Source organism: Flavobacteriales bacterium (genome assembly GCA_016715895.1).
Taxonomy (GTDB): Bacteria; Bacteroidota; Bacteroidia; order Flavobacteriales_F; family PHOS-HE28; genus PHOS-HE28.
The window spans coordinates 1097665-1117858 of the sequence record JADJXH010000003.1 but is presented as its reverse complement, the minus strand read 5'-3'; the positions used below and the strand labels follow the sequence as shown (position 1 = coordinate 1117858).

Below are 20194 nucleotides of genomic sequence, written 5' to 3'. Positions count from 1 at the left end.
CCTTGCCATGGAAACTAACCGGACAGAAAGGCAGGATCCCAAGGTTTGTGCGCCTGGTCCGGGATCCCTCAGGGGCTCCGGTCCACGAAATGGCCCGTTCTGTCCGGGCCGCGCTTTATGGCGGTGGCCTGCCTGTTGGGCCGGCCTTCAGTTCAGGGTATAGATCACATCCCCGAGCCCGTCCAGCGCCCGGATCAGGTCCTCGCTCACGGCCACGCTCAAGCCCTTGCTCGGCGCCTCGATCGCCAGGTTCTCCTGGTGGCTCACGATCTGGAAGTTCACTCGGCACTTGCCCGGGCTGCGCTTCAACAGCTCGCCCAGCTCGCGGGCCAGAAGGTCGTTCACCCGCTCAGCCTCCAGCTTCAGGTTCAGCTTGGTGAAGTACTTCTCGCGCACGTCGCTCAGCAGGTCGATGGTGCCGATCTTGAACTCCATCTGTCCCTCATCACGGCCCCATGTGCGGGCGCTGGCACGTCCCTTGACGAACAGCAATGCTCCGGTCTGCAGGTAGAGCTTGAACTTCAGATAGTCCTCGCTGAAGAGCATGAAGTCGTGCGTGCCATGGTGGTCCTCCAGGCTGAACGAGCCGAAGGGCTTGCCGCTCTTGGCGATGCGGTGCTCGGCCTTGGTGACGATGCCGGCGAAGGCGAGGTCGCGCCCATTGAGCTTGTCCAGTTCCTTCAGCTCGGGCAGCGTGGTGTTGCACAGGTGCTTGATCTCCAGGCGGTGGTCGTCCAAGGGATGGCCGCTCAGGTAGAAGCCGATCACGTCCTTCTCGTAGTGGAGCTGCTCCAGTGCGCTCCACGGGTCGATGGCGGGCAGGGCGGGCTCCGGGATCCCCGCTGCTTCATCGAGCTCCCCGAACATGTTCACCTGGGCGCTGTCGGCGCCGTCCTGGCTCTGCTGGCCGTAGCGCACCAAGGTCTCCAGGAAGGTGGGCTTGCCCTCACCGGGGCTGTGGAAGTAGTGGGCGCGGTGGCTCTTGGGGAAGCCATCGAAGGCGCCCGCATAGGCCAGGCTTTCCAAGGCCTTGCGGTTGGCGGCGCGCAGGTTCACCCGGCGCATCAGGTCGTAGATGTCCTTGTAGGGGCCGTTGGCCTGCCGTTCGGTCACGATGGCCTCCACGGCGGCTTCGCCCACGCCCTTCACCGCACCCAGCCCGAAGCGGATCTGACCCTGCTTGTTCACGCTGAACTGCAGCTGGCTTTCGTTCACATCGGGCCCCAGCACGGAGATGCCCATGCGCCGGCACTCCTCCATGAAGAAGGTGATCTTGTCGATGCTGCCCTGCGAGTGCGTGAGCACACTGGCCATGTACTCGCTCGGGTAGTTCGCCTTGAGCCACGCCGTCTGGTAGGCCACGAAGGCGTAGCAGGTGCTGTGCGACTTGTTGAAGGCATACTGCGCGAAGGCCTCCCAATCGGTCCACACCTTCTCGCACACCTTGGCGTCGAAGCCGCGCTGGGCCGTTCCCTCCAGGAACTTGCCCTTCATCTTGTCCAGCGTGGCGCGGTCCTTCTTGCCCATCGCCTTGCGAAGCACGTCGGCATCGCCCTTGGTGAAGCCGGCCAGCTTCTGGCTCAGGAGCATCACCTGCTCCTGGTACACCGTCACCCCGTAGGTCTCGTGCAGCAGCTCCTCCATCTCGGGCAGGTCGTACACGATCTTCTCCAGACCGTGCTTGCGCTTGATGAAGGTGGGGATGTATTCCAGCGGCCCCGGGCGGTACAGGGCGTTCATGGCGATGAGGTCGGCGAACTGGTCGGGCTTCAGTTCGCGCAGGTACTTCTGCATGCCCGCGCTTTCGAACTGGAAGGTGCCGTTGGTCTCGGCGCGCTGGTAGAGGGCGAAGGTCTTCGGGTCGTCCAGCGGGATGCCGTCGATGTCGATCTGCACCCCGTGGTTCGCGTCGATCATGCGCAGGGCATCGCGGATGATGGTGAGCGTCTTCAGCCCCAGGAAGTCCATCTTGATGACACCCGCATCCTCGATCACCTTGCCATCGTACTGCGTGAGGAGCAGGGTGGATTCCTTCGAGGTGCACACAGGGATGATCTCCGTAAGGTCGGCGGGGGCGATGATGATGCCGGCCGCATGCACACCCGTGCCGCGCACCGACCCCTCCAGCTTTTCGGCCGCGTTAAGCACGTCGCTGGTGAGCTCACCGCTCTCCAGGATCTCGCGCAACTGTTTCACCAGCGCGAGTTCCTCACTGCTGAGGTTCTCCTTGGTCTTGAGGCTGCCCTCGCCCTCTATCGGCGCCCGCAGGATGCGGCCCAGTTCGATGCCCGGACGCTCCGGGATGAGCTTCGCCAAACGGTCCGCTTCGGCCAGCGGCAGGTCCATCACGCGCGCCACGTCGCGGATGCTGCTCTTGGCCGCCATGCTGCCGTAGGTGACGATCTGCGCCACCTGGGTCTGGCCGTACTTCTCCACCACGTAGTCGATCACCTTCTGCCGCCCTTCATCGTCGAAGTCGGTATCGATATCGGGCATGCTCTTGCGGTCCGGGTTCAGGAAGCGCTCGAACAGCAGGTCGTACTTGATGGGGTCGATGTTGGTGATGCCGATGCAGTAGGCCACTGCGCTGCCCGCCGCACTGCCACGGCCCGGACCGATCAACACACCGATCTCGCGGCCGTGGTTGATGAAGTCCTGCACGATGAGGAAGTAGCCCGCGAAGCCCATCGTGCGGATGGTGAAGAGCTCGAAGTCCAGCCGCTCCTTGATCTTCGGGTCCAGCGAATCGATGCCCGACACGCCATCGTTGAGGTAGCGCTTGATGGCGCCCTGGTAGGTGAGGTGCTGGAGGTATTCGTCCTGGTCGGTGAAGCCCTCCGGCAGCTGGTAGTTGGGCAGCAGGATGTCCTTCTTCAGCTTCAGGGTCTCCACCTTGTCCACGATGAGGCCCGTGTTGTCCAGCGCTTCCGGCAGGTCGCTGAAGGTCTGGGCCATCTGCCCCTGGGTCTTGAAAAAGAACTGGTCGTTGGGGAAGCCGAAGCGCTTGTCCTTGGTGTTGATGTCCTCGTCCGTGGCGATGGGCGTGCTCTGCTTCTCGCCGGTGTTCACGCACAGCAGGATGTCGTGCGCGTTGCTGTCCTCTTGATCCGTGTAGTGGCTGTCGTTGCTGGCGATGATGGGCACGTTGTACTTGCGGGCCCATTGCACCAGCACGGCGTTCACCTTGTCCTGCTCGGGGATGCCGTGGCGCTGCAGTTCGATGTAGTAGTCCTCGCCGAAGAGGTCCAGCCACCACTTGAACTCCGCCTCGGCCGCGCTGAGGTCGCCATCGCCGGCGCGGAGAATGGCCTGTGGCACACTGGCGCCCAGGCAGCAGGTGGTGGCGATGAGCCCTTCATGGTATTGCAGGATCAGCTCCTTGTCAATGCGCGGGTACTTGCTGTAGAATCCTTCGATGAAGCCCAGCGAACAGAGCTTGCTCAGGTTCTTGTAGCCGGTGGCGTTCTTGGCCAGCATCAGCTGGTGGAAGCGCTTGTCCTTGTCGTCGCGGGTGAAGGTCTTTTTGTGACGGTCGTTCACCACGTAGAACTCGCAGCCCACGATGGGCTTCACCTTCGGGCTGCCATCCTCGTTCTTGTGCTTGCCGGCCTCGGCCACGAACTTGAAGGCACCGAACATGTTCCCATGGTCGGTGATGGCGAGCGCGGGCTGGCCGTCCTTCAGGGCCTTCTTGAAGAGCGAGGGGATGCTGGCGGCGCCGTCGAGGAGGCTGAACTGCGTGTGGACGTGCAGATGGGAGAACTGCATGAGATGACTTCGGATGTGGGACGAGCCCTGGATCGGCAGTGGTCTTGGAGCTGGCTGAACGATGGTGGAGAGGCCACGAAGTTACCGGGGAGGGGGTGGGAGGGACGGGATCAGTTATCCACGATCACCGGTACGATCCGTCCCACTGCCGGTCAGGACAGGTAGGCTTACAGCGCACGCACCACCGCCTCACACCGCACCGGAAAATTCACGCTGCGCGCAATGAAGCAGTACTTGTGCACCTCGCCATGGAAGTGCCGCGCCTTGGCCAGCATGCCCGCATCGGCCACCACCACCTCCGGCCGCAGCACCACCTCGGTGAAGTGTCCACCGCCGTCCTTGGTGAGCAGCAGCGTTCCTTCCGCGCGGTCCCGATAGCTCAGCACGTTGATGCGTGCCCGGGCACAGAGCGCCAGGTAGGTGAGGAGGTGGCATTGGCTCAAGGCCGCCAGCAGCAGGTCCTCGGGGTTGTGCAGCGCGGGGTCGCCCCGAAACATCGGATCGGCAGTGCCCACCAGATCGGACTTGCCAGCGATGCGCACCACATGCTCCCGTGAATAGCCTTCGTAGGTGCTGGTGCCATGGCCGGTGTTGCCGGTCCATTCGAGCTCCAGGGCGTAGTGATGCGTGGCGGCCATGTGGGCGAAGGTCGCGAACGCTACCTTCACAGCATGTCCGTGCTTCATGCGTTCTATACCGCGTTCGCTCAGCGGGATGCGGCGGTGATGGGCGCCCTCTATCACCCCGATGCCCGGTTCAGCGACCCGGTCTTTCCGGATCTGGACGCCCTGCACGTCCGAGCCATGTGGCGGATGCTCATCGCGCAAGGCAGCGACCTCTGCATCACGTTCACGGTGCTGCACGAGGATCACCGAAAGGGGCATGTGCGCTGGGAGGCTTTCTACACCTTCTCGCGCACCGGACGGAAGGTCCACAATACCATCGATTCACGGTTCACGTTCCGTGACGGGCTGATCCTCACCCAGCGGGATTCCTTCTCCTTCTGGCGCTGGAGCCGGCAGGCGTTGGGGTGGAAGGGCTCCCTGCTGGGATGGACGCCGGCGGTGCGGGACAAAGTGCGCGGCGTGGCCGCGGCCTCGCTCCTCCGGCACATGGCCAAGGAAGATGCTAGCGCTTGATGAACATCGCTCGCTGCACCGTACCCATGCCCTCCCGCTGCAGGAGGTAGACCCCCGCCTGCAGGCCCGCGATGAAGAGCTCCTGCCCGTTCGTGCTCTGCATCATCAAGCGTCCATCCACGTTCCGGACCGTGAGGGTGAATGGACCACCTGATGCCGGACCGATGTGGAGAAGGTCCGTGACCGGGTTGGGCCATACCCTGAGCGGTGAAGCGTTCGGGTGCTCGGCCACGCTCACGTCCGGTGCCAGCACCCAGCCGATGTCCTGCATCACCGCCAGACACAACGGACCGGGCCAGTGGTTCGCATCGCCCGTCGAACTGAACGGGGTCATCAGTTCGTTGGCGTTGCCCGCCGGATAGGTGGACTCGTTGAAGTGCACGCAGCTGCTGCCCAAGGCGAAGGTGCCGGGTGCGTACATGCGGGCTCCGGTGCCGCCGTTCGCGTTCAGCACAAGCGGACCGTTGAAGTAGAGCTGGTTTCCGGTCATCGCCCCGCCCAGCTGGGTGCCGGGGTTCGGCATCATCGCCAGCGGGCCGTCCTGCAGGTCGCTCAGGAACACATCGAACACACCGGGCAGGGTGTCCAGCTGGGGCCACGGGAAGCTGGTGGTGAGCGGGGCGAAGTCGGCCATCTGCAGCAGACCGAGGGAGCCGGTGCCTCCCACCTTCTTGGAAAGGCCCACGAAGCCCAGGCCATGCCCCATCTCGTGCAGGGCCACCGTCACCAGGTCGTGCTGGCCCGCCGCGGGTTGTCCATCGGTGCCCAGGTACCAGGTGGTTCCACTGTTGAGGTAGACGTCCATGTCGCTCTCGCCCGGGTTGAGCTCCGCGCCGGCGATGCTGTTGGCGAGCGCGCTGGCGTACCAGGTCTGTGGCAGCGGGGCCCCGATGAAGTCGCGACGGCCGTTGGGGAAGGTGATCCCCAGCGTGGTGCCGCCCAGCGGGAACCACAGCACGCGCACCTTGATGTCCACCGCGCTCTCCAGGATGCCCCCCCAGATGCCGGCGGCATGGTCGATGGCGGCCTGCGCGGCCGGTGGTGTGCCGATGTGCGTCACGACCAGGTTGGCGGCCCGGATGCACCACGGTACGGCCAGCAGCACAGAGGCAAGAAGGAAGCGGAGGCGCATGCCCCGAAGGTAACGGACCTACACGGCCAGGATGGGCAGGATGCGAAGCAGGTCGCTCTCTGCGGGCTTGCGACCGGCGATGGCCTCGGCGAACGGCGTCAGCACGAGCTGGCCGTGCACGATGCCGAGCACGCCGCCCCAGCGCCCTTCGCGCAGCTGCTCCACGGCGCCCACGCCTAGGCGGCTGGCCAGCACGCGGTCCGCCACGGTGGGGCTGCCACCGCGCTGCAGGTGGCCAAGCACGCTCACCCGGATGTCGAACTGCGGCGCACGCTCCTTCACCCGCTGGGCGATCGCGAAGGCCCCGCCCTGTTCGTCGCCCTCGGCCACCACCACGATGCTGCTGCCCTTGCCGGCCGCGCCTTGCGTGAGCACGCGCACCACTTCGTCGATGTCCTGCCGCGCCTCCGGCACCATGGCGTATTCGGCCCCTCCGGCGACGGCCGTGCGCAACGCGATGAAGCCCGCATCGCGTCCCATCACCTCCACGAAGAACAAGCGCTCGTGCGAGGAGGCCGTGTCGCGCAGCCGGTCGATCGCCTCCATCGCCGTGTTGCAGGCCGTGTCGAAGCCGATCGTGCGGTCGGTGCCCGCCAGGTCGTTGTCGATCGTGCTCGCGATGCCGATCACCGGAAGACCGCTCTCCTGATGCAGGATCATGGCCCCGGTCTGCGAGCCGTTGCCGCCGATCACCACCACGGTGTCGATGCCGGCCGAACGCAGCCGGTCGATGGCCTTTGCGCGTCCCTCGGAGGTCCGGAAGGCTTCGCTCCGCGCGCTGCGCAGGATCGTTCCCCCGCGCTGGATGATGTTGCTCACGTCGCGCGGGCCCAGCGTGCGATACCGGCCCTCCACCAGACCGTCGAAGCCGTCCAGCACACCGGTGACCATCAGGCCATAGTGGTGCGCCGCCCGCACCACCGCGCGGATGGCGGCGTTCATGCCGGGCGCATCACCGCCGGAGGTGAGGAGGGCGAGGTGCGTGATCGACATGGTCAGTTGGATCGGGGGCCTTGTGAGTTGGCCGGCTTGGGCATGATGTGTTTCAGCGCATGCTTCGACACCCGCTCGGCCGAGACGTACCAGTTCGCATCCACACGAAGGTCGGTCCCTTTGCCCGCTTCGGTGTCCAGGATGGTCCACTCGGTGCCGATCTTCTGCAGGAGCGGCCTGCCGTTCAGGTCGAGCAGCGTCGCCATGGTGAAGCCCGGAAGGCAGTTGGTCCACCGCGCGACGAGCTGCCGCTTCCGGAGGCCCCATTCCAGAACGGGCACCTGCACGGTCCGCAGGTACTGGTCGAACAGGCGCTGATCCAGCCGATCGCGGCTCCGCGCGTTGAAACCGATCATGAAGGCCTCGATCTCCGCACTGGTGACGATGCGGTGCCGGAACCGACGGTCCATCTCCAGCAGCATGGCGAAGAAGGTGCTGTCGCCCACGATGTGCCGCACCATGTGGATCAGCGCCGCGCCCTTGTAGTACATGTCGCCGCTGCCCTCCTCGTTCACGCCGTACGGACCGATGACAGGCCTGTCGTTGGCGATGTTCTTCCGGCAGCCGATCACATAGCGCTCGGCGGCCTCCGGACCCTGCTGGCATTCGGTGTAGATGGTTTCGCTGTAGTGCGTGAAGCCCTCGTGCACCCACATGTCGGCGATGTCGGCCGTGGTGATGCTGTTGCCGAACCACTCGTGGCCGCTCTCGTGGATGATGATGAAGTCCCACGCCAGGCCCACGCCCGTACCGCTGAGGTCACGGCCCAGGTAACCGTTCTGGTAGCCGTTGCCATAGGCCACGGCGCTCTGGTGCTCCATGCCCAGGTGCGGTGCCTCCACCAGCTTGTACCCATCCTCGCGGAAGGGGTAGGGGCCGAAGCGCTGCTCGAAGCAGGCCAGCATGGGCGCCACCTGCTTGAACTGCTCCCGCGCCCGGGCCTCGTTCGCGGCCAGCACCCAATAGTCGCAATCAAGCGGACCCTCACGTCCTTGGTACACCTCGCTGAAGTGAACATACCGCCCGATCGAGGGCACCAAGTTGTAGGTGTTGATGGGGTTGTTCACCCGCCAGTGCCAGGTGCTGGTGCCATCGCCGTTGGATGTGGTGCCGCGCCAACGGCCGTTCCCCACGGCCTGCAGGCTGTCGGGCACGGTGATGTGCAGCGCGGCGCCGTCATCGGGTTCGTCGCTCTGATGGTCCTTGCAGGGATACCACACACTCGCACCCAGGCCCTGGCAGGCCACGCTGGCCCAAGGCGCGCCGGACCCGTCGCGCCGCCAGATCCAGCCTCCGTCCCACGGCGGGTTCTTCGCGGCCCGCGGGACGCCGTGGTAGTGCACGCGCACCGTGGTGGCCTCCCCGATCCGCAGGGGTTCCGGCAGGTCCACCCACAGCACGTCCGCGTCACGCGTGAACACCACGGAGCGGTCCACGATGGCGATGGCGCTGTCGCGGTAGGCCTGCGCCTCCACGGTCACGCTGTCCACCACCAGCGGCTGCTGCAGGTCGATCTGCATCCGCCGCCCCTCGGCCACGGCCGTGAAGGCGATGGCCGTGATGCCGGTGATGCTGCGGCGGTCGAGGTCGGGCGTGACGCTCACGTCATAGAAGGTCGCGTTCCACCACGCGCGCTCCGGACCGATGCTGCCGCGCAGCGTGTCGGCGCGGGTGAACGCGGCGGCCGCGCCGTCCAGCACCTGGGCGTGCGTGGGTGGAAGGGAAAGGAGGGTGAAGAGGAGGATTCGGTTGCGCATCACCCCGAAGATGGCCCGGCGTTGGTCGCGGCCGACCGTTCCTGGTGCGACACGTTCCATCACCGCACCTCGATCTCGTCCAGGAACATCCATGCCGGGTTGCCCGCGCCGGGGAAGCCCTCGGGGATCTGGCCGCGGTGCTTCACCGCGAGGCGCACGTAACGGGCCTTTTCTGACCTCTCCACGGAGAATGAAGTGCGACCGACGCCCGCCTTCACTTCCGCGGAGCCGAAGGGTGTGAAGGTCTTCCCATCGGTGCTTACGCTGATCTCCACGCGCTCCGGCAGGTGGATCCAGCTGTAGGTCTCGTTCAACGCGCCGATGCCCACTTCGCGCAAATCCTGCTCGCTGCCCAGATCCACCGTGATGGTGACGCCCTCGCGCCAGCCCAGCCATTCCGTGTTCACGCGCTTCTCCTGCGCGGTGATGCCATCCACCAAGGTGAAGGCCCCGCCTTCGTTGTAGCGCTCGTTGGGTGGGGAGCTGAGGGTGATGGGGCGGGCGGTGGCGAGGTTGAAGGAAAGCGTTCGTTGTGCGGGCCGGCCACGAACCAGGCCGTTCTCATTGCGACATATCGCTACCACTGTTCGATCGGCGGTCACGATGACTGGTTCGGTATAAAGGCTTCCCGCCGCCGTACCATTATCAAGGACCACGGGAGCGCCTGGGCTTGGACACTTCAGCACAACCTTCACCTCTCCGGCACGACCGGGACTCAGCTTGAATCCAACGTCGAATAAGCTCTTGCTCGCATTCACCCCCATCGCTTCCAGCTTCGGGAATTCCCGCTCCAGCCGGGCGAGGAAGTCGGCCTCATCCCTGTTCTCCTTGGGTGTCCACAGCACTTCGGCCAGCGCCAGCATGCGCGGCACGGCCATGTACTCCACATGCTCCGGCGTAAGGATGTACTCCGTCCAAACATTGCCCTGCGCACCCAGGATGTACTTCGCTTCCTCCGCGTTCAGCTCGGCGGGGATGGGCTCATAGCTGTACACCTTCTGCACGGTGGTGTGGCCGCCGATGGCCAGCGGTTCGTTCGCCGGGTCGCCCTGGTAGTGGTCGAAGTAGCAGTGGCTGCCGGGGCTCATCACCGCGAAGTGCCCGCTCTTCGCCGCAGCTACGCCGCCCTCGGTGCCCCGCCAGCTCATCACGGCCGCGTTGGGCGCCAAGCCGCCTTCCAGGATCTCGTCCCAGCCGATGATCGTGCGGCCCTTGCTGTTCACGAACTTCTCGATGCGCTGGATGAAGTAGCTCTGCAGTTCGTGCTCGTCCTTCAGTCCTTCCGTCTTCATCCGCGCCTGACACTTGACACAGGTCTTCCACCGCTCCTTCGGGCACTCGTCACCCCCGATGTGGATGGTGGTGCCGGAGAAGAGGTCCATCACTTCCGTAAGCACGTCCTGCATCACCGTGAAGACGCTGTCGTTGCCCGCACAGAACACATCGTCGAACACGCCCCAGCCGCGTTGCACTTCATACGGTCCACCTGTGCAGCCCAAGCGCGGATACGCGGCCAGGGCGGCCATGGCATGTCCCGGCATCTCGATCTCGGGCACCACGGTGATGTGCCTTGCCGCCGCGTAGGCCACCACCTCGCGGATCTGCTCCTGCGTGTAGAAGCCTCCGTATGGGATGCTGTCGTACGCGCGCCGGCTGTACGGCCCCACCTGGCTGCCGCGGCGCCACGCACCCACCTCCGTGAGCTTCGGGTACTTCCTGATCTCGATCCGCCAGCCCTGGTCATCCGTCAGGTGCCAGTGGAAGCGGTTCATCTTGTAGCGCGCCAGCAGGTCGATGTAGGTCTTGGTGAACTCCACGCTCCAGAAGTGGCGGCAGGCGTCGAGGTGCATGCCGCGCCACGGGAAGCGCGGGTGGTCGGTGACGGTGAGGCAGGGGAGGGACCCGGTCTCCCGGCCCTGTTCCAGCAGCTGGATCAGGGTGCGGCTGCCGCGATACAGGCCTTCATCGGAGGGCGCGGTGACGGTGATGCCGCCCCCTGTGATCTGCACCTGATGCCATTCCGGGGGCATCAGCGTGTCGAACGCGACCCGCTGGAAGCTGATGGGGGTGGGGGCGAAGCAGGCCAGGTCAGAAGCCGGGTGCAGCGCCAGGATCCCGGCCTCCACCACCGCCCGGAGCGGGGCATCGGCGTTCACCACCCACGGGCAGCGCAGGTCAAGGCTGCCGCCGTCGAGCTGCAGGTCCACCGGGGCGGGGATGAGGTCGGGGGGCTGTTGAGCCCGCATCGGGGTCCCTGCCAGCAGCAGGACCACGGGCAGCAGCGTGCGCACCCTCATGGCTTGGTCGCTGGGGCGGCCGCAGGGGCCTCCAGCAGCACCACCTCCAGCTTGCGCACGCCATACTTGGCCTTCAGCGAGGCGCGGTGGGCTTCTCCTTCCTCCACGGTGGCGAAGCGCATCACATCGATGTCGGCCGCCGCGGCCAGCTCAGGGTGCTCCCGCTTCACCCGGTCGATCAGCTGCGGGGTGGTGGCGGCCTCGGTGGTGGCGAACACCGGGGTGAGGTACACCACCGGTCCGTTGCGCCAGTTGCCGATGGCCATGGCGTGGATCACGTTCTGGGCGTGCAGCAGCGGCGCGGCCATCAGGGCGGCGAGGAGCAGAAGGGTGCGCATGGTGTTCGGTCGTGCCGCAAAGATGGCCGATCGGCGGGGCCGGTGATCCGGGTCACCGTCCGCCGCCGCCATCCGGCCCCCACCTTTGCGACCGAAATACATCCCGCCCATGAGCATCTTCGGCCAGATCTTCGGTTCCACCGCACGCCCCGCCCTGCCGGATGGGGCCACCGTCATCGATGTCCGCACTCCGGCCGAGTTCGCCAGCGGTCATGTGGCCGGTTCGGTGAACATCCCCTTGGACACCGTGCAGCGCGAGCTGCCGCGCTTTCAGGCCATCAGCGGGCCCATCGTGCTGGTGTGCGCCTCGGGCAACCGCAGCGGGCAGGCCACCGCGTGGCTCCGCGCCCAGGGCCTCACCAACGTGGAGAACGGGGGCAGCTGGCTCAATTTCCGCTGAGGCGTTGGCCGTGGCGGGGATCTGCCTATCTTCGCGGCCCCTTCGAGCAAGGGGATAAACAACCAGCGACATGCCGACCCGCATCCGCCTTCAGAGGAAAGGCAAGAAAGGCCAGCCGTACTACCACATCGTGGTGGCTGATCAACGCGCACCGCGCGATGGGAAGTACATCGAGAGGATCGGTGCCTACGACCCCAACCAGAACCCCGCGTTCATCGAGATCGACCGCACCAAGGCGCTCGACTGGATGCAGAAGGGCGCCCAGCCCACCGACACCTGCCGGGCCATTCTGAGCTACACCGGCGTGGTGTACCGCAACCACCTGCAGAACGGCGTCAAGAAGGGTGCCTTCGCACAGGAGGAGGCCGACCGCCGCTTCGACATCTGGCTGAACGAGAAGAACGCCAAGATCGAAGGCAAGCGCAGCAAGCTGGCCACCGGTGCCGAACAGGCCATGAAGGCCCGCCTCGATGCCGAGAAGCGCAAGGCCGACGAGATGGCCGCCAAGCTGAGCGCCAAGCTCGCCGCCGCACCGGCCGAGGCCCCTGCGGAAGCTCCCGCTGCTGATGCAGCTGCCGAAGGCGAGGCGCCCGCCGAAGCACCCGCCGAATAACCGACCACGCTCTGGAGCACGGCCCGCGACCCACCTCGCGGGCCGTTCCTTTTCAGCCCCTACCTTCGGGCATGGACCTCGAGAGCCTGCACCGCATTGGCAAACTGGGCAAACCCTGGGGCCACCAGGGCGACCTCACCGTGCACCTCGAGGGCTGCGACCCGGACGACCTGGTCCACGCCGGCTCGCTCTTCGTGGACATCGAGGGCCAGAAGGTGCCTTTCTTCTTCACCGACCTGCGCGAGAAGGGGCGCGATGTGCTGGTGAAGTTCGATGACTTCCACGACCCGCAGAGCGCGGCCATCCTCGTGGGGCGCGACCTGTACGCTCCGCCGGGGCTGCTGAGCGACGGCAGCGATGAGAGCTGGGACCCCGATGAGTTCATCGGCCTGGTTGTGCGCGACGAAGTGCATGGCGACCTCGGCGAGGTCACCGCCATCGAAGGCACCGACCGCAACCCCGTGCTGGTGATCCTCCACGGCGAGCAGGAGGTGATGGTGCCCCTGGCCGAGGAGATGATCGTGGACCTCGACATGGAGGAGCGCACGATGACCATCCGAACGCCGGAGGGCTTGGTCGATCTGTACAGGAACACTGGTGGCGGCTGAGGCGAAAGGGCGGATCGGATCCGGGGCCGGCTCGCCTCATTGAAGCGGAGGGCACAGAGCACATCCGAACCGTCACTGCGAGGCGCCTGTGTGGCGGGTGGTGCGAAGAGCGCCGTGGCAGTCTCCCGCGACCGGACGGGAACTCCACCGCCCCCACCGTGTGAAGCCCATGTGAAGTTTCAACCGAAAGCACCAACCCGTCCACGGTCGACTCGTTTCGATCTGCCATGCCTGCCGTGAACAGCATCACCCATGCATGCGGACCGCACGGAACGCCGATGTCGGCGTGGGTCGCAAGCGGGCGGCTGGAGGCTGGAAGCCGCTTGGCCGCTTGGCCGCTTGGCATCTGATTCTTCAACTCGCCAAGATATTCAACATAGGTGCGCCTTCGCGCTTCAACGCGATCTTGTTCCCAGCGATCCAGGCCATGGTGCGCTGGCGGCTTGAACGGTTCCCGGTTGCCGTTGTGCAAGGGCGCCGCCGAAAGCACCGCTTGCGACGGCCCCGGCCCGGAGCGGTTTGCTGAGGGCCGGGGTATCTTGCACCAACCAGGGCGCTGCACCGAGCGGATCTCGGGCAGGCCCTCCGCCACCCAAGCGATCTTTTTGGGCGGGCACGCGGAAGGCGCCATGGCCGCGGACAACCCGAACAACCAGGAGGCGGGCCGGACGATGTTCCTGGCCGATACGAACTTGACGATGATGAACTCTGCCAACACTCCTTACCCCACGCGTAGCATGGTGCTCGCCATGGCTGTGGCAATGGTGCTGCGCTCCATCATCTCCACCGCGCAGGCCCAGAACCTAGTGCCCAACCCGGGGTTCGAAGAAGCGGATAGTTGCTCCGATCAGCTCCCACCCTTTGTAGGCATCCATGACTGGTACAGTATCAACGGTAGCCCGGACCATCTCCGAAGCTGTTTGCCATACGGCGATTTCCGAGGGCTGCCCATGAATTTCTTCACCTACCAGGAGCCGTTCGAGGGTGCCTCATGTGCTGGAATGTACACGTACTTCCAAAGTGGATCAATCGAGGGTCGTGAATGGATCATGGCGCCTTTGCTGCAACCGCTGGAGGTGGGGCAGACCTATTACTGCAGTTTTCGGGCGAATGCGGCATTCGGGGGCAATCACACCTATCCCCAGCACTGGCTGGCCAACGACAAAGTGGGCATGCGCTTCACCACCACGGCCGTGCCTCCTTGGAGCGTCGGCGACCCTTTCCCGGTGCCTCCAAACCACGCACACATCATGTACCCGCAGATCCTCTCGGATACGGTGGGCTGGACCTTGGTGAGCGGCAGCTTCGTGGCCGACAGTGCCTACCAGTACGTGATGATCGGGCAGTTCTTCAGCAATGCCCTGACGGATACGCTTCAATTTTCTCCAGAGGGCATTCCTTGGTACTGGTTGCCTCGCGCATACACCTTGGTGGATGCGGTCTGCGTTTCGCCAAGCTTGGAGGGTTGTGATCTGGGCCAAGGGGTTGGCGAAGAACAGGCAATAGGTCCTGTGCTATTCCCCAATCCAGCGCTAGACCAAATGGTCGTTGGCCAAAGGTCCGGGGCCGAGGCACTGGTGCTGGATGCTGTGGGGCGCGTGCTTTGGCAGGGCCGGATCCCGAATGATCGCTGGGTGCTGGAAGTGGGTTCATGGGCACGCAGTACCTATGTGTTGCGCATTGCGCATCGCGGCAGGTTGGAGTCGCACAAGTTCGTATTGACCGAGTGAACGCATCGTTCCGGTCCTTTTCAGTGAACAACAAACACGAAAGGACATGAGAACGAAGATCTTCTTGAAGCACCTGATCCTGGGTGCGATGTTGCTGACTACCGGCAAGGTACTGGGGCAATCGACTACGCCCGGTAATGTGGCTGGTTTTAGCACCGATTTTCTGGGTTGGGACAATACCGGCACCAACAATTTCCCGCTGATGGTCCGACATGATCTGAACCAACCGATAGAGTTCCATACAGCGATGGACGAGCGGATGCGGCTCTCGCCGATCTTGACCGGCCAGACCATCAACACATACCCGAACTTGGACCTGACCGGGTTCCTGGGGGTCGGCGACTTCGCCAACAGCCCCGGAGTTTACCGCTTCCCAGCCGCTCGTGTGCATGCCGAGAACAACGCCACCCTGGAGCTTGGCTATCGGCCCGTGATCGGCGAGGGCTTTCTGGCTACGCGCGGTGAGTCCTTGTTCTACACGGGCCTGTTGGATGGCCTCACGAGCGGCGTGGTCTGGTCAACGGTGACCGGTCAGAACGCTCCGACAGCACCCTTCCAGTTCATCTACACCGGGCATGATGGAACAAGCACCATGGCGAGCAGTGCGAGCGGCTTGGAGCTGGCGCGCCTGCAACCTGACCCATCCTTGAACGAGGGCTACTTCGGAGCAGGGGATTGGACCACCATCGCCCTGCTGCCGGATGAACGGGTGGACCTGGCCGATCGCACCATCCGGTTGCGCAACTTCATGGACCCGCTGCCCAACTACCTGACCACCTCCTACGAGAATGCCGCGCTGACCCGCGCGGTGGTGGTGGACCCGGACGATGGCCGGCTTTACTGGAGGGACCTCGGCTCCATTCCAGGCTGTGACTGGGAGGTGACCACGGCCGACCATGTGGTCACCGCGCACTTACCCGGGCCATTGACAGGCTGCCCGGACGAGTCGAACAACGTGGGTATCGGTACATCGAGCCCTGGTGCCAAGCTGGATGTGCTGAAGGTGGTGAACGGCGGTGGCGCAACGGATATCGGGGTGAACGTCCGCATGGGCACCACGTCGGTGAACAACTTCGGCGGCAATGCCGATGCATACTCCACGACCGGTGGTCAGAATCTGGGATGGCGCGGCAGTGCCATGAACGCTGGGCGTAGCTGGGGGCTTGATGGCAATGCGGCCACGAACAGCATGGTGAATACGTTCGCGTGGACCGGTGTGCGCGTTGTTGGCGTGCGTGGTTTTGCGGATGGTAACTTTCAGCAGCAAACGAACAACATCCGGGGCGTATGGGGCATCGGATTGAATCCACAGTCCGGTGGATGGGGATACGGGGGCTGGTTCGATGGCTATGCCTACTGCTCGCTGGGGGTTTGGTCACCATCGGATGCGACCTTGAAGCAGAACGTGGAACCCCTCACGAACGCCATGGATGTGATCGGTCAACTGCAACCGATGTCCTACACCTATCGGTCAGCGGACTTCCCGACCATGGCGTTGGACGATCGGGCGCACTACGGGTTGATCGCACAGGACCTTGAGAACGTGTTACCGGCGCTCGTGCAGCAATCGGGGCAACCGGCCGTAGTGGACTCGCTGGGTAACGAGGTCTTTCCAGCCGTCGACTTCAAGGCGGTGAACTATGAGGGGTTGACCGCTTGGTTGATCGCAGGGTTGCAGGAGCAACAGACCACCATCAACACCCTGCAGGACCAACTCGCCGCCATGCAACAAGACCTCGCCACCTGCTGCGCGGCCCACGGCAGCACGGATGGGCGCAGCATGAGCCCTGGGGCGGGCGCAGGAGAGGCCCTGCGCACCGACCTGTTCATCGTGCCCAACCCGGTGGCGGATCACACGCAGCTGCGGTACACGGTGGCCACGCCGGGCCGCACGCGGCTGGAGGTGAGCGATGCCAGTGGCAAGCGGTTGGAGGTGCTGGAGGAGGCCGTGCGTGAAGCCGGTGCCTACACCCACGACTGGACCACCACGGATCTGGCGCCCGGCACCTACCATGTGACGCTGTACCTCAACGACAGCTTCGTGGTGAAGAAGGCGGTGAAGGTGGGGCTATAGGCTTGTGCACAAGATGGGTCAGGGGCCGCTTCGCGATCGCGGGGCGGCTCCTGGCATTTGGTATCATGGTCACCTGATCACGACTTGTCCCGCCCCAGCGGGATGGGCACGACCTGTCTCGCCTCAGCGGGACGTGGAGATGAGGTCATTGTCGGATCCCAAGTCCGACCTTACCACCTTCGTCCCCGCGATGTCCGACTTCCGCTTCAAGCAGTTCACCCTCCGCCAGGACCGCTGCGCGCTGAAGGTGGGCACCGATGCCGTGGTGCTGGGGGCCTGGGCCGATGTGGACGGCGCGCGCATCCTGGACATCGGCACCGGCACCGGCGTGCTGGCCCTGATGGCCGCCCAGCGCAACCCCGCCGCCCGCATCGATGCCGTGGAGATCGACGACGCCTCGGCCGGACAGGCGGCGGAGAACGCGGCTGCCAGCCCGTGGGCCCACCGGGTCCGCGTGCACCGGATGGACGTGCGCCGCATGCGCGCCGACGAAGCGTTCGACCGCATCCTCTGCAACCCGCCGTTCTACGCCGGCGAGATGGGGTCGCCGGATGCGCGCACCGGTGTCGCCAAGCACGGGGGCGGGCTGCGGTTCGCCGAGTTGCTGGACGTGGTGGACCGCCTGCTGGCGGAGCGAGGCCGGTTCGCCTGCATCATCCCCCTGAACCGCGAGGCCGAGCTCTGCGCCATCGCCGCCGACCACGGCCTTCATCCGGTGCGCCGCTGCGTGCTGCAGTACCTCGAAGGCCGTCCGCCGAAACGGGTGCTCGTGGAGCTGGACCGGGCGCGTGCGAACCTATTGGAGGACCACCTGCTCGTGGAGCACGGCCCGGGCCGGTTCACCGATGCGTACCGCTTGCTGCTGGCGCCGTTCCTGTTGAAGTTCTAGCCTTCCACCTCTTCCTCGGCGAACACGATGCCCATGCCTTCCAGCGCGTCGAGGATGGGGTCGTAGATCTCGGGTGTGATCGGCAGCAGCACGCCACGGCCCTTCAGCGCTCCGCCCAGCACCAGCCGGGCCGCGAAGGCCAGGGGCAGCCCCACGGTCTTCGCCATGCCGGTGCGCACCGGATCATCGCCCAGCACCACCAGCGAGGCCTGGAGCTCCTGGTGCAGGTCCTCCACCGTGTAACGGAAGCGGTGCCACATCACCACCATGTCCTTGTCCGCCGGCCCCAGCTTCCACTTCGCTTCCAACAGGTGCTGCAGCGTGGCCGCCGGGCTCAGGCCCTGCACGCCGATCCGTTCACGGTCGAAGAGCCCCAGCCAGTCCAGCTTCGCCATCACCTCGCCGTTCGGATCGAGGCCGAGCGTGTGGGCCAGGTTCGCGCGCACCTCCCGCTCCACATCGTGCGGCAGGAAGGACTCCACGAACTCCGCCCACGTGGCGTTGGGCCGCAGCTCCAAAGGGAAGCTGTCGTCGGTGCAGCCGAGCTGCACGAACGTGTCCCACGCCGCGCAGAAACCCGCCTTGCGCAGGGTGCCGCGCACCAGCGTGGGGATCTCCTCCAGCCCGTAGTGCTTGCGGTACTTCAGCGAATCGCGGTTGGCGTAGCCATCGAACGCGCCATAACCGGGCACCGACACGCGCACCGTTTCCCGGAACAACCGGTGGTAGGGGAGGTATTTGTAGCTGCCGTCCTTGATATAGCGGGCCATGCCGCCCTGCCCGGCCAGCACCACGTTGCGCGGGTTCCAGGTGAACTTGTAGCCCCAGGGGTTGTCGTCGCTCTCCGGGGCGATGAGCCCTCCGCAATAGCTCTCGAACGCTTCCATGCGCCCGCCCTCGGCCCGGATGCGGTCCAGGATGCGCATCGCGCTCATGTGGTCGATGCCGGGGTCGAGGCCCAGCTCGTTCAGGAAGATGAGCCCCGCCGCCTTCGCGTCGGCGTCCAGCGGCCAGAGGGCATCGGGCACGTAGCTCGGCGTGATCACGTGCCGCTTCAGCCGCAGGCAGTCCTTCACCACATCCACGTGCATGAAGGCGGGCAGCATGCTGATCACCAGGTCGTGCCCCGCGATCAGGCGGTCGCGCACGGCGGGGTCGCTGGCGTCGCCCTGCTCGGCCCGCGCCACCTCAGCACCGCCGGCCACCAAGGCCTGGGCATGGGCCAGGTCGCGGTCCACCACGGTGATGCGCCACGCCTCGCGCGATGCATCGTGGATGAGCTGGGCGATGAGCGCCGAGGCGGAGCGTCCCGCTCCCAGGATGAGGATCGTGCGCATGGCCACTGCTGCCGACTGGTACCGGCGTCCGCAAAGATGGGGACCACGTCCCGTTCGGTTCTTTGGCACAGGCCTTGCCAAGGCGGACGTGGACCTACCTTCGCAACCCATTTGAAGCCATGCTACGCCCGATCCCCCTTGTCGCCGCCCTCTTCCTGGCCCCCCTCGCCGATGCACAGACCAGCGACCTGGTGTTCTTCACCGATGACGGCGCCAAATTCACCCTCGTGGTCGACGGCGACGTGAAGAACGAGAAGCCCACCGCCCGCGTGGTGGCCACCGGCATCCGCAACGAGACCCCTGTGGTGCTTGTGCGGTTCGAGGATCTCTCGATCCCCGAGGTGCGCAAGCAGGGCTACTTCCCCCTGGGCAAGGAATACACCGTGATGGTGACCACCAACAAGAAGGGCGAGAAGGTCTTCCGCCCCACGGGTGAGGCCGCCCTTGGCACCGCCGCCGGAGCCCTGGTGGTCGATGAGAAGCCCCGCCCCGTGGGCTTCCAGGACGATGTGACCACCAGTGTGACCAACCCCGGAAGCACCGGTACCACGGTCGTGGTCACCGAGCAGACCACCACCACGCCCGGCACCGGGGAGAACGTGAACATGACCGTGGGCTTCAACGGCCTCGGGGTGAACATGAACGTGAACGTGAACGACCCCGTGCTGGGCACCAGCGCGACGACCACCACCACAACGACCACCACGACGACCACCACCATGACCACTGACATCGACGAGCCCGTGGAGACCAGCGCCACCCGCCCGGCGGAGCCCGCGGTGTACAGCATGCCCGGCTACACCGGCCGCGTCGGATGCCCCTGGCCGATGAGCAGCAGCGAGTTCTCCGATGCGAAGGCGAGCATCGGCTCCAAGAGCTTCGAGGACACCCGCATGAGCGTCGCCAAACAGGTGGCCACCGACCGCTGTTTCACCGTCGACCAGGTGAAGGGCATCATGGAGCTGTTCACCTTCGAGGAGACCAAGCTGGACTTCGCCAAGTTCGCCTACGACCACACCTTCGACCTGAGCAACTACTTCAAGCTGAACGACGCGTTCACCTTCGAGAGCTCGGTCGATGAGCTGAACGCCTACATCCGCGGCCGCTGAGCCCGCCCAC

At 65.2% G+C, this 20194-nt stretch carries 16 protein-coding genes; 8 read left to right on the top strand and 8 right to left on the bottom strand.

Annotated elements, in window-relative coordinates; all coding sequences use genetic code 11:
* Positions 1 to 147: 147 nt before the first annotated feature.
* Both dnaE and IPM49_05170 read right to left on the bottom strand, forming a co-directional pair.
* Entirely contained in the window at positions 148 to 3768 is a 3621-nt protein-coding gene (dnaE, locus tag IPM49_05175) for a DNA polymerase III subunit alpha (GenBank protein MBK9273919.1), read from the bottom strand.
* Between the two features lie 167 nt (positions 3769 to 3935).
* Positions 3936 to 4406 carry an OsmC family protein gene (locus IPM49_05170; GenBank protein MBK9273918.1) on the bottom strand — a complete coding sequence of 157 codons (471 nt, stop codon included), beginning with the start codon at positions 4404 to 4406 and terminating at the stop codon, positions 3936 to 3938.
* Positions 4407 to 4439: 33 nt separating this feature from the next.
* Between IPM49_05170 and IPM49_05165 the strand changes: the two genes are divergently transcribed.
* Complete coding sequence (locus tag IPM49_05165) at positions 4440 to 4907, top strand: nuclear transport factor 2 family protein (protein MBK9273917.1); 468 nt, start codon at positions 4440 to 4442, stop codon at positions 4905 to 4907.
* Here IPM49_05165 and IPM49_05160 read toward each other — a convergent pair.
* Genes IPM49_05160 through IPM49_05140 form a run of 5 tightly spaced genes read right to left on the bottom strand, consistent with a single transcriptional unit; the run spans position 4897 to position 11424 of the window.
* Positions 4897 to 6039, bottom strand: coding sequence for a T9SS type A sorting domain-containing protein (locus tag IPM49_05160; GenBank protein ID MBK9273916.1), 1143 nt, complete (start codon positions 6037 to 6039; stop codon positions 4897 to 4899). The two genes, IPM49_05165 and IPM49_05160, sit on opposite strands and share 11 nt — an antisense overlap.
* Positions 6040 to 6057: 18 nt before the next feature.
* Positions 6058 to 7026, bottom strand: coding sequence for a 6-phosphofructokinase (gene pfkA / locus IPM49_05155; GenBank protein MBK9273915.1), 969 nt, complete (start codon positions 7024 to 7026; stop codon positions 6058 to 6060).
* 8 nt (positions 7027 to 7034) lie between these two features.
* Complete coding sequence (locus tag IPM49_05150) at positions 7035 to 8789, bottom strand: M1 family metallopeptidase (GenBank protein ID MBK9273914.1); 1755 nt, start codon at positions 8787 to 8789, stop codon at positions 7035 to 7037.
* A 59-nt stretch (positions 8790 to 8848) separates the two neighbouring features.
* Positions 8849 to 11086 (bottom strand): family 20 glycosylhydrolase, encoded by a 2238-nt coding sequence (locus IPM49_05145; GenBank protein MBK9273913.1) that lies wholly within the window; start codon positions 11084 to 11086, stop codon positions 8849 to 8851.
* Positions 11083 to 11424, bottom strand: coding sequence for a hypothetical protein (locus IPM49_05140; protein ID MBK9273912.1), 342 nt, complete (start codon positions 11422 to 11424; stop codon positions 11083 to 11085). Before IPM49_05140 ends, IPM49_05145 begins: the two co-directional genes overlap by 4 nt.
* Positions 11425 to 11533: 109 nt before the next feature.
* Here IPM49_05140 and IPM49_05135 point away from each other — a divergent pair, with 109 nt between their 5' ends.
* The 6 genes from IPM49_05135 to IPM49_05110 all read left to right on the top strand — a co-directional run bounded on the left by IPM49_05135 (position 11534) and on the right by IPM49_05110 (position 17738).
* Positions 11534 to 11824, top strand: a complete 291-nt coding sequence (locus IPM49_05135; protein MBK9273911.1) for a rhodanese-like domain-containing protein — start codon at positions 11534 to 11536, stop codon at positions 11822 to 11824.
* 70 nt (positions 11825 to 11894) lie between these two features.
* Positions 11895 to 12437 carry a 30S ribosomal protein S16 gene (locus tag IPM49_05130; GenBank protein ID MBK9273910.1) on the top strand — a complete coding sequence of 181 codons (543 nt, stop codon included), beginning with the start codon at positions 11895 to 11897 and terminating at the stop codon, positions 12435 to 12437.
* Positions 12438 to 12508: 71 nt separating this feature from the next.
* Positions 12509 to 13045: a 16S rRNA processing protein RimM gene (gene rimM / locus IPM49_05125; GenBank protein ID MBK9273909.1), complete on the top strand. Its 537-nt coding sequence runs from the start codon at positions 12509 to 12511 to the stop codon at positions 13043 to 13045.
* Between the two features lie 443 nt (positions 13046 to 13488).
* The gene (locus tag IPM49_05120; GenBank protein ID MBK9273908.1) at positions 13489 to 14775 is read left to right on the top strand and encodes a hypothetical protein; all 1287 of its coding nucleotides are present in this window, start codon (positions 13489 to 13491) and stop codon (positions 14773 to 14775) included.
* Between the two features lie 247 nt (positions 14776 to 15022).
* Positions 15023 to 16849, top strand: a complete 1827-nt coding sequence (locus tag IPM49_05115) for a tail fiber domain-containing protein (GenBank protein ID MBK9273907.1) — start codon at positions 15023 to 15025, stop codon at positions 16847 to 16849.
* A gap of 190 nt (positions 16850 to 17039) precedes the next feature.
* Positions 17040 to 17738 carry a methyltransferase gene (locus IPM49_05110; GenBank protein MBK9273906.1) on the top strand — a complete coding sequence of 233 codons (699 nt, stop codon included), beginning with the start codon at positions 17040 to 17042 and terminating at the stop codon, positions 17736 to 17738.
* Here the strand turns inward: IPM49_05110 and IPM49_05105 are convergent.
* Positions 17735 to 19075, bottom strand: coding sequence for a saccharopine dehydrogenase NADP-binding domain-containing protein (locus IPM49_05105; GenBank protein MBK9273905.1), 1341 nt, complete (start codon positions 19073 to 19075; stop codon positions 17735 to 17737). The two genes, IPM49_05110 and IPM49_05105, sit on opposite strands and share 4 nt — an antisense overlap.
* A 119-nt stretch (positions 19076 to 19194) precedes the next feature.
* Here IPM49_05105 and IPM49_05100 point away from each other — a divergent pair, with 119 nt between their 5' ends.
* Positions 19195 to 20184 carry a DUF4476 domain-containing protein gene (locus tag IPM49_05100; protein MBK9273904.1) on the top strand — a complete coding sequence of 330 codons (990 nt, stop codon included), beginning with the start codon at positions 19195 to 19197 and terminating at the stop codon, positions 20182 to 20184.
* Positions 20185 to 20194 lie beyond the last annotated feature (10 nt).

Excerpts from the sequence above, each read along its gene's own strand:
- dnaE (MBK9273919.1), bottom strand. The coding sequence starts at position 3,768 with ATGCAGTTCTCCCATCTGCACGTCCACACGCAGTTCAGCCTCCTCGAC.
- IPM49_05170 (MBK9273918.1), bottom strand. The coding sequence starts at position 4,406 with ATGGCCGCCACGCATCACTACGCCCTGGAGCTCGAATGGACCGGCAAC.
- IPM49_05165 (MBK9273917.1), top strand. The coding sequence starts at position 4,440 with ATGTCCGTGCTTCATGCGTTCTATACCGCGTTCGCTCAGCGGGATGCG.
- IPM49_05160 (MBK9273916.1), bottom strand. The coding sequence starts at position 6,039 with ATGCGCCTCCGCTTCCTTCTTGCCTCTGTGCTGCTGGCCGTACCGTGG.
- IPM49_05150 (MBK9273914.1), bottom strand. The coding sequence starts at position 8,789 with ATGCGCAACCGAATCCTCCTCTTCACCCTCCTTTCCCTTCCACCCACG.
- IPM49_05145 (MBK9273913.1), bottom strand. The coding sequence starts at position 11,086 with ATGAGGGTGCGCACGCTGCTGCCCGTGGTCCTGCTGCTGGCAGGGACC.
- IPM49_05140 (MBK9273912.1), bottom strand. The coding sequence starts at position 11,424 with ATGCGCACCCTTCTGCTCCTCGCCGCCCTGATGGCCGCGCCGCTGCTG.
- IPM49_05135 (MBK9273911.1), top strand. The coding sequence starts at position 11,534 with ATGAGCATCTTCGGCCAGATCTTCGGTTCCACCGCACGCCCCGCCCTG.
- IPM49_05130 (MBK9273910.1), top strand. The coding sequence starts at position 11,895 with ATGCCGACCCGCATCCGCCTTCAGAGGAAAGGCAAGAAAGGCCAGCCG.
- rimM (MBK9273909.1), top strand. The coding sequence starts at position 12,509 with ATGGACCTCGAGAGCCTGCACCGCATTGGCAAACTGGGCAAACCCTGG.
- IPM49_05115 (MBK9273907.1), top strand. The coding sequence starts at position 15,023 with ATGGACGAGCGGATGCGGCTCTCGCCGATCTTGACCGGCCAGACCATC.
- IPM49_05110 (MBK9273906.1), top strand. The coding sequence starts at position 17,040 with ATGTCCGACTTCCGCTTCAAGCAGTTCACCCTCCGCCAGGACCGCTGC.
- IPM49_05105 (MBK9273905.1), bottom strand. The coding sequence starts at position 19,075 with ATGCGCACGATCCTCATCCTGGGAGCGGGACGCTCCGCCTCGGCGCTC.
- IPM49_05100 (MBK9273904.1), top strand. The coding sequence starts at position 19,195 with ATGCTACGCCCGATCCCCCTTGTCGCCGCCCTCTTCCTGGCCCCCCTC.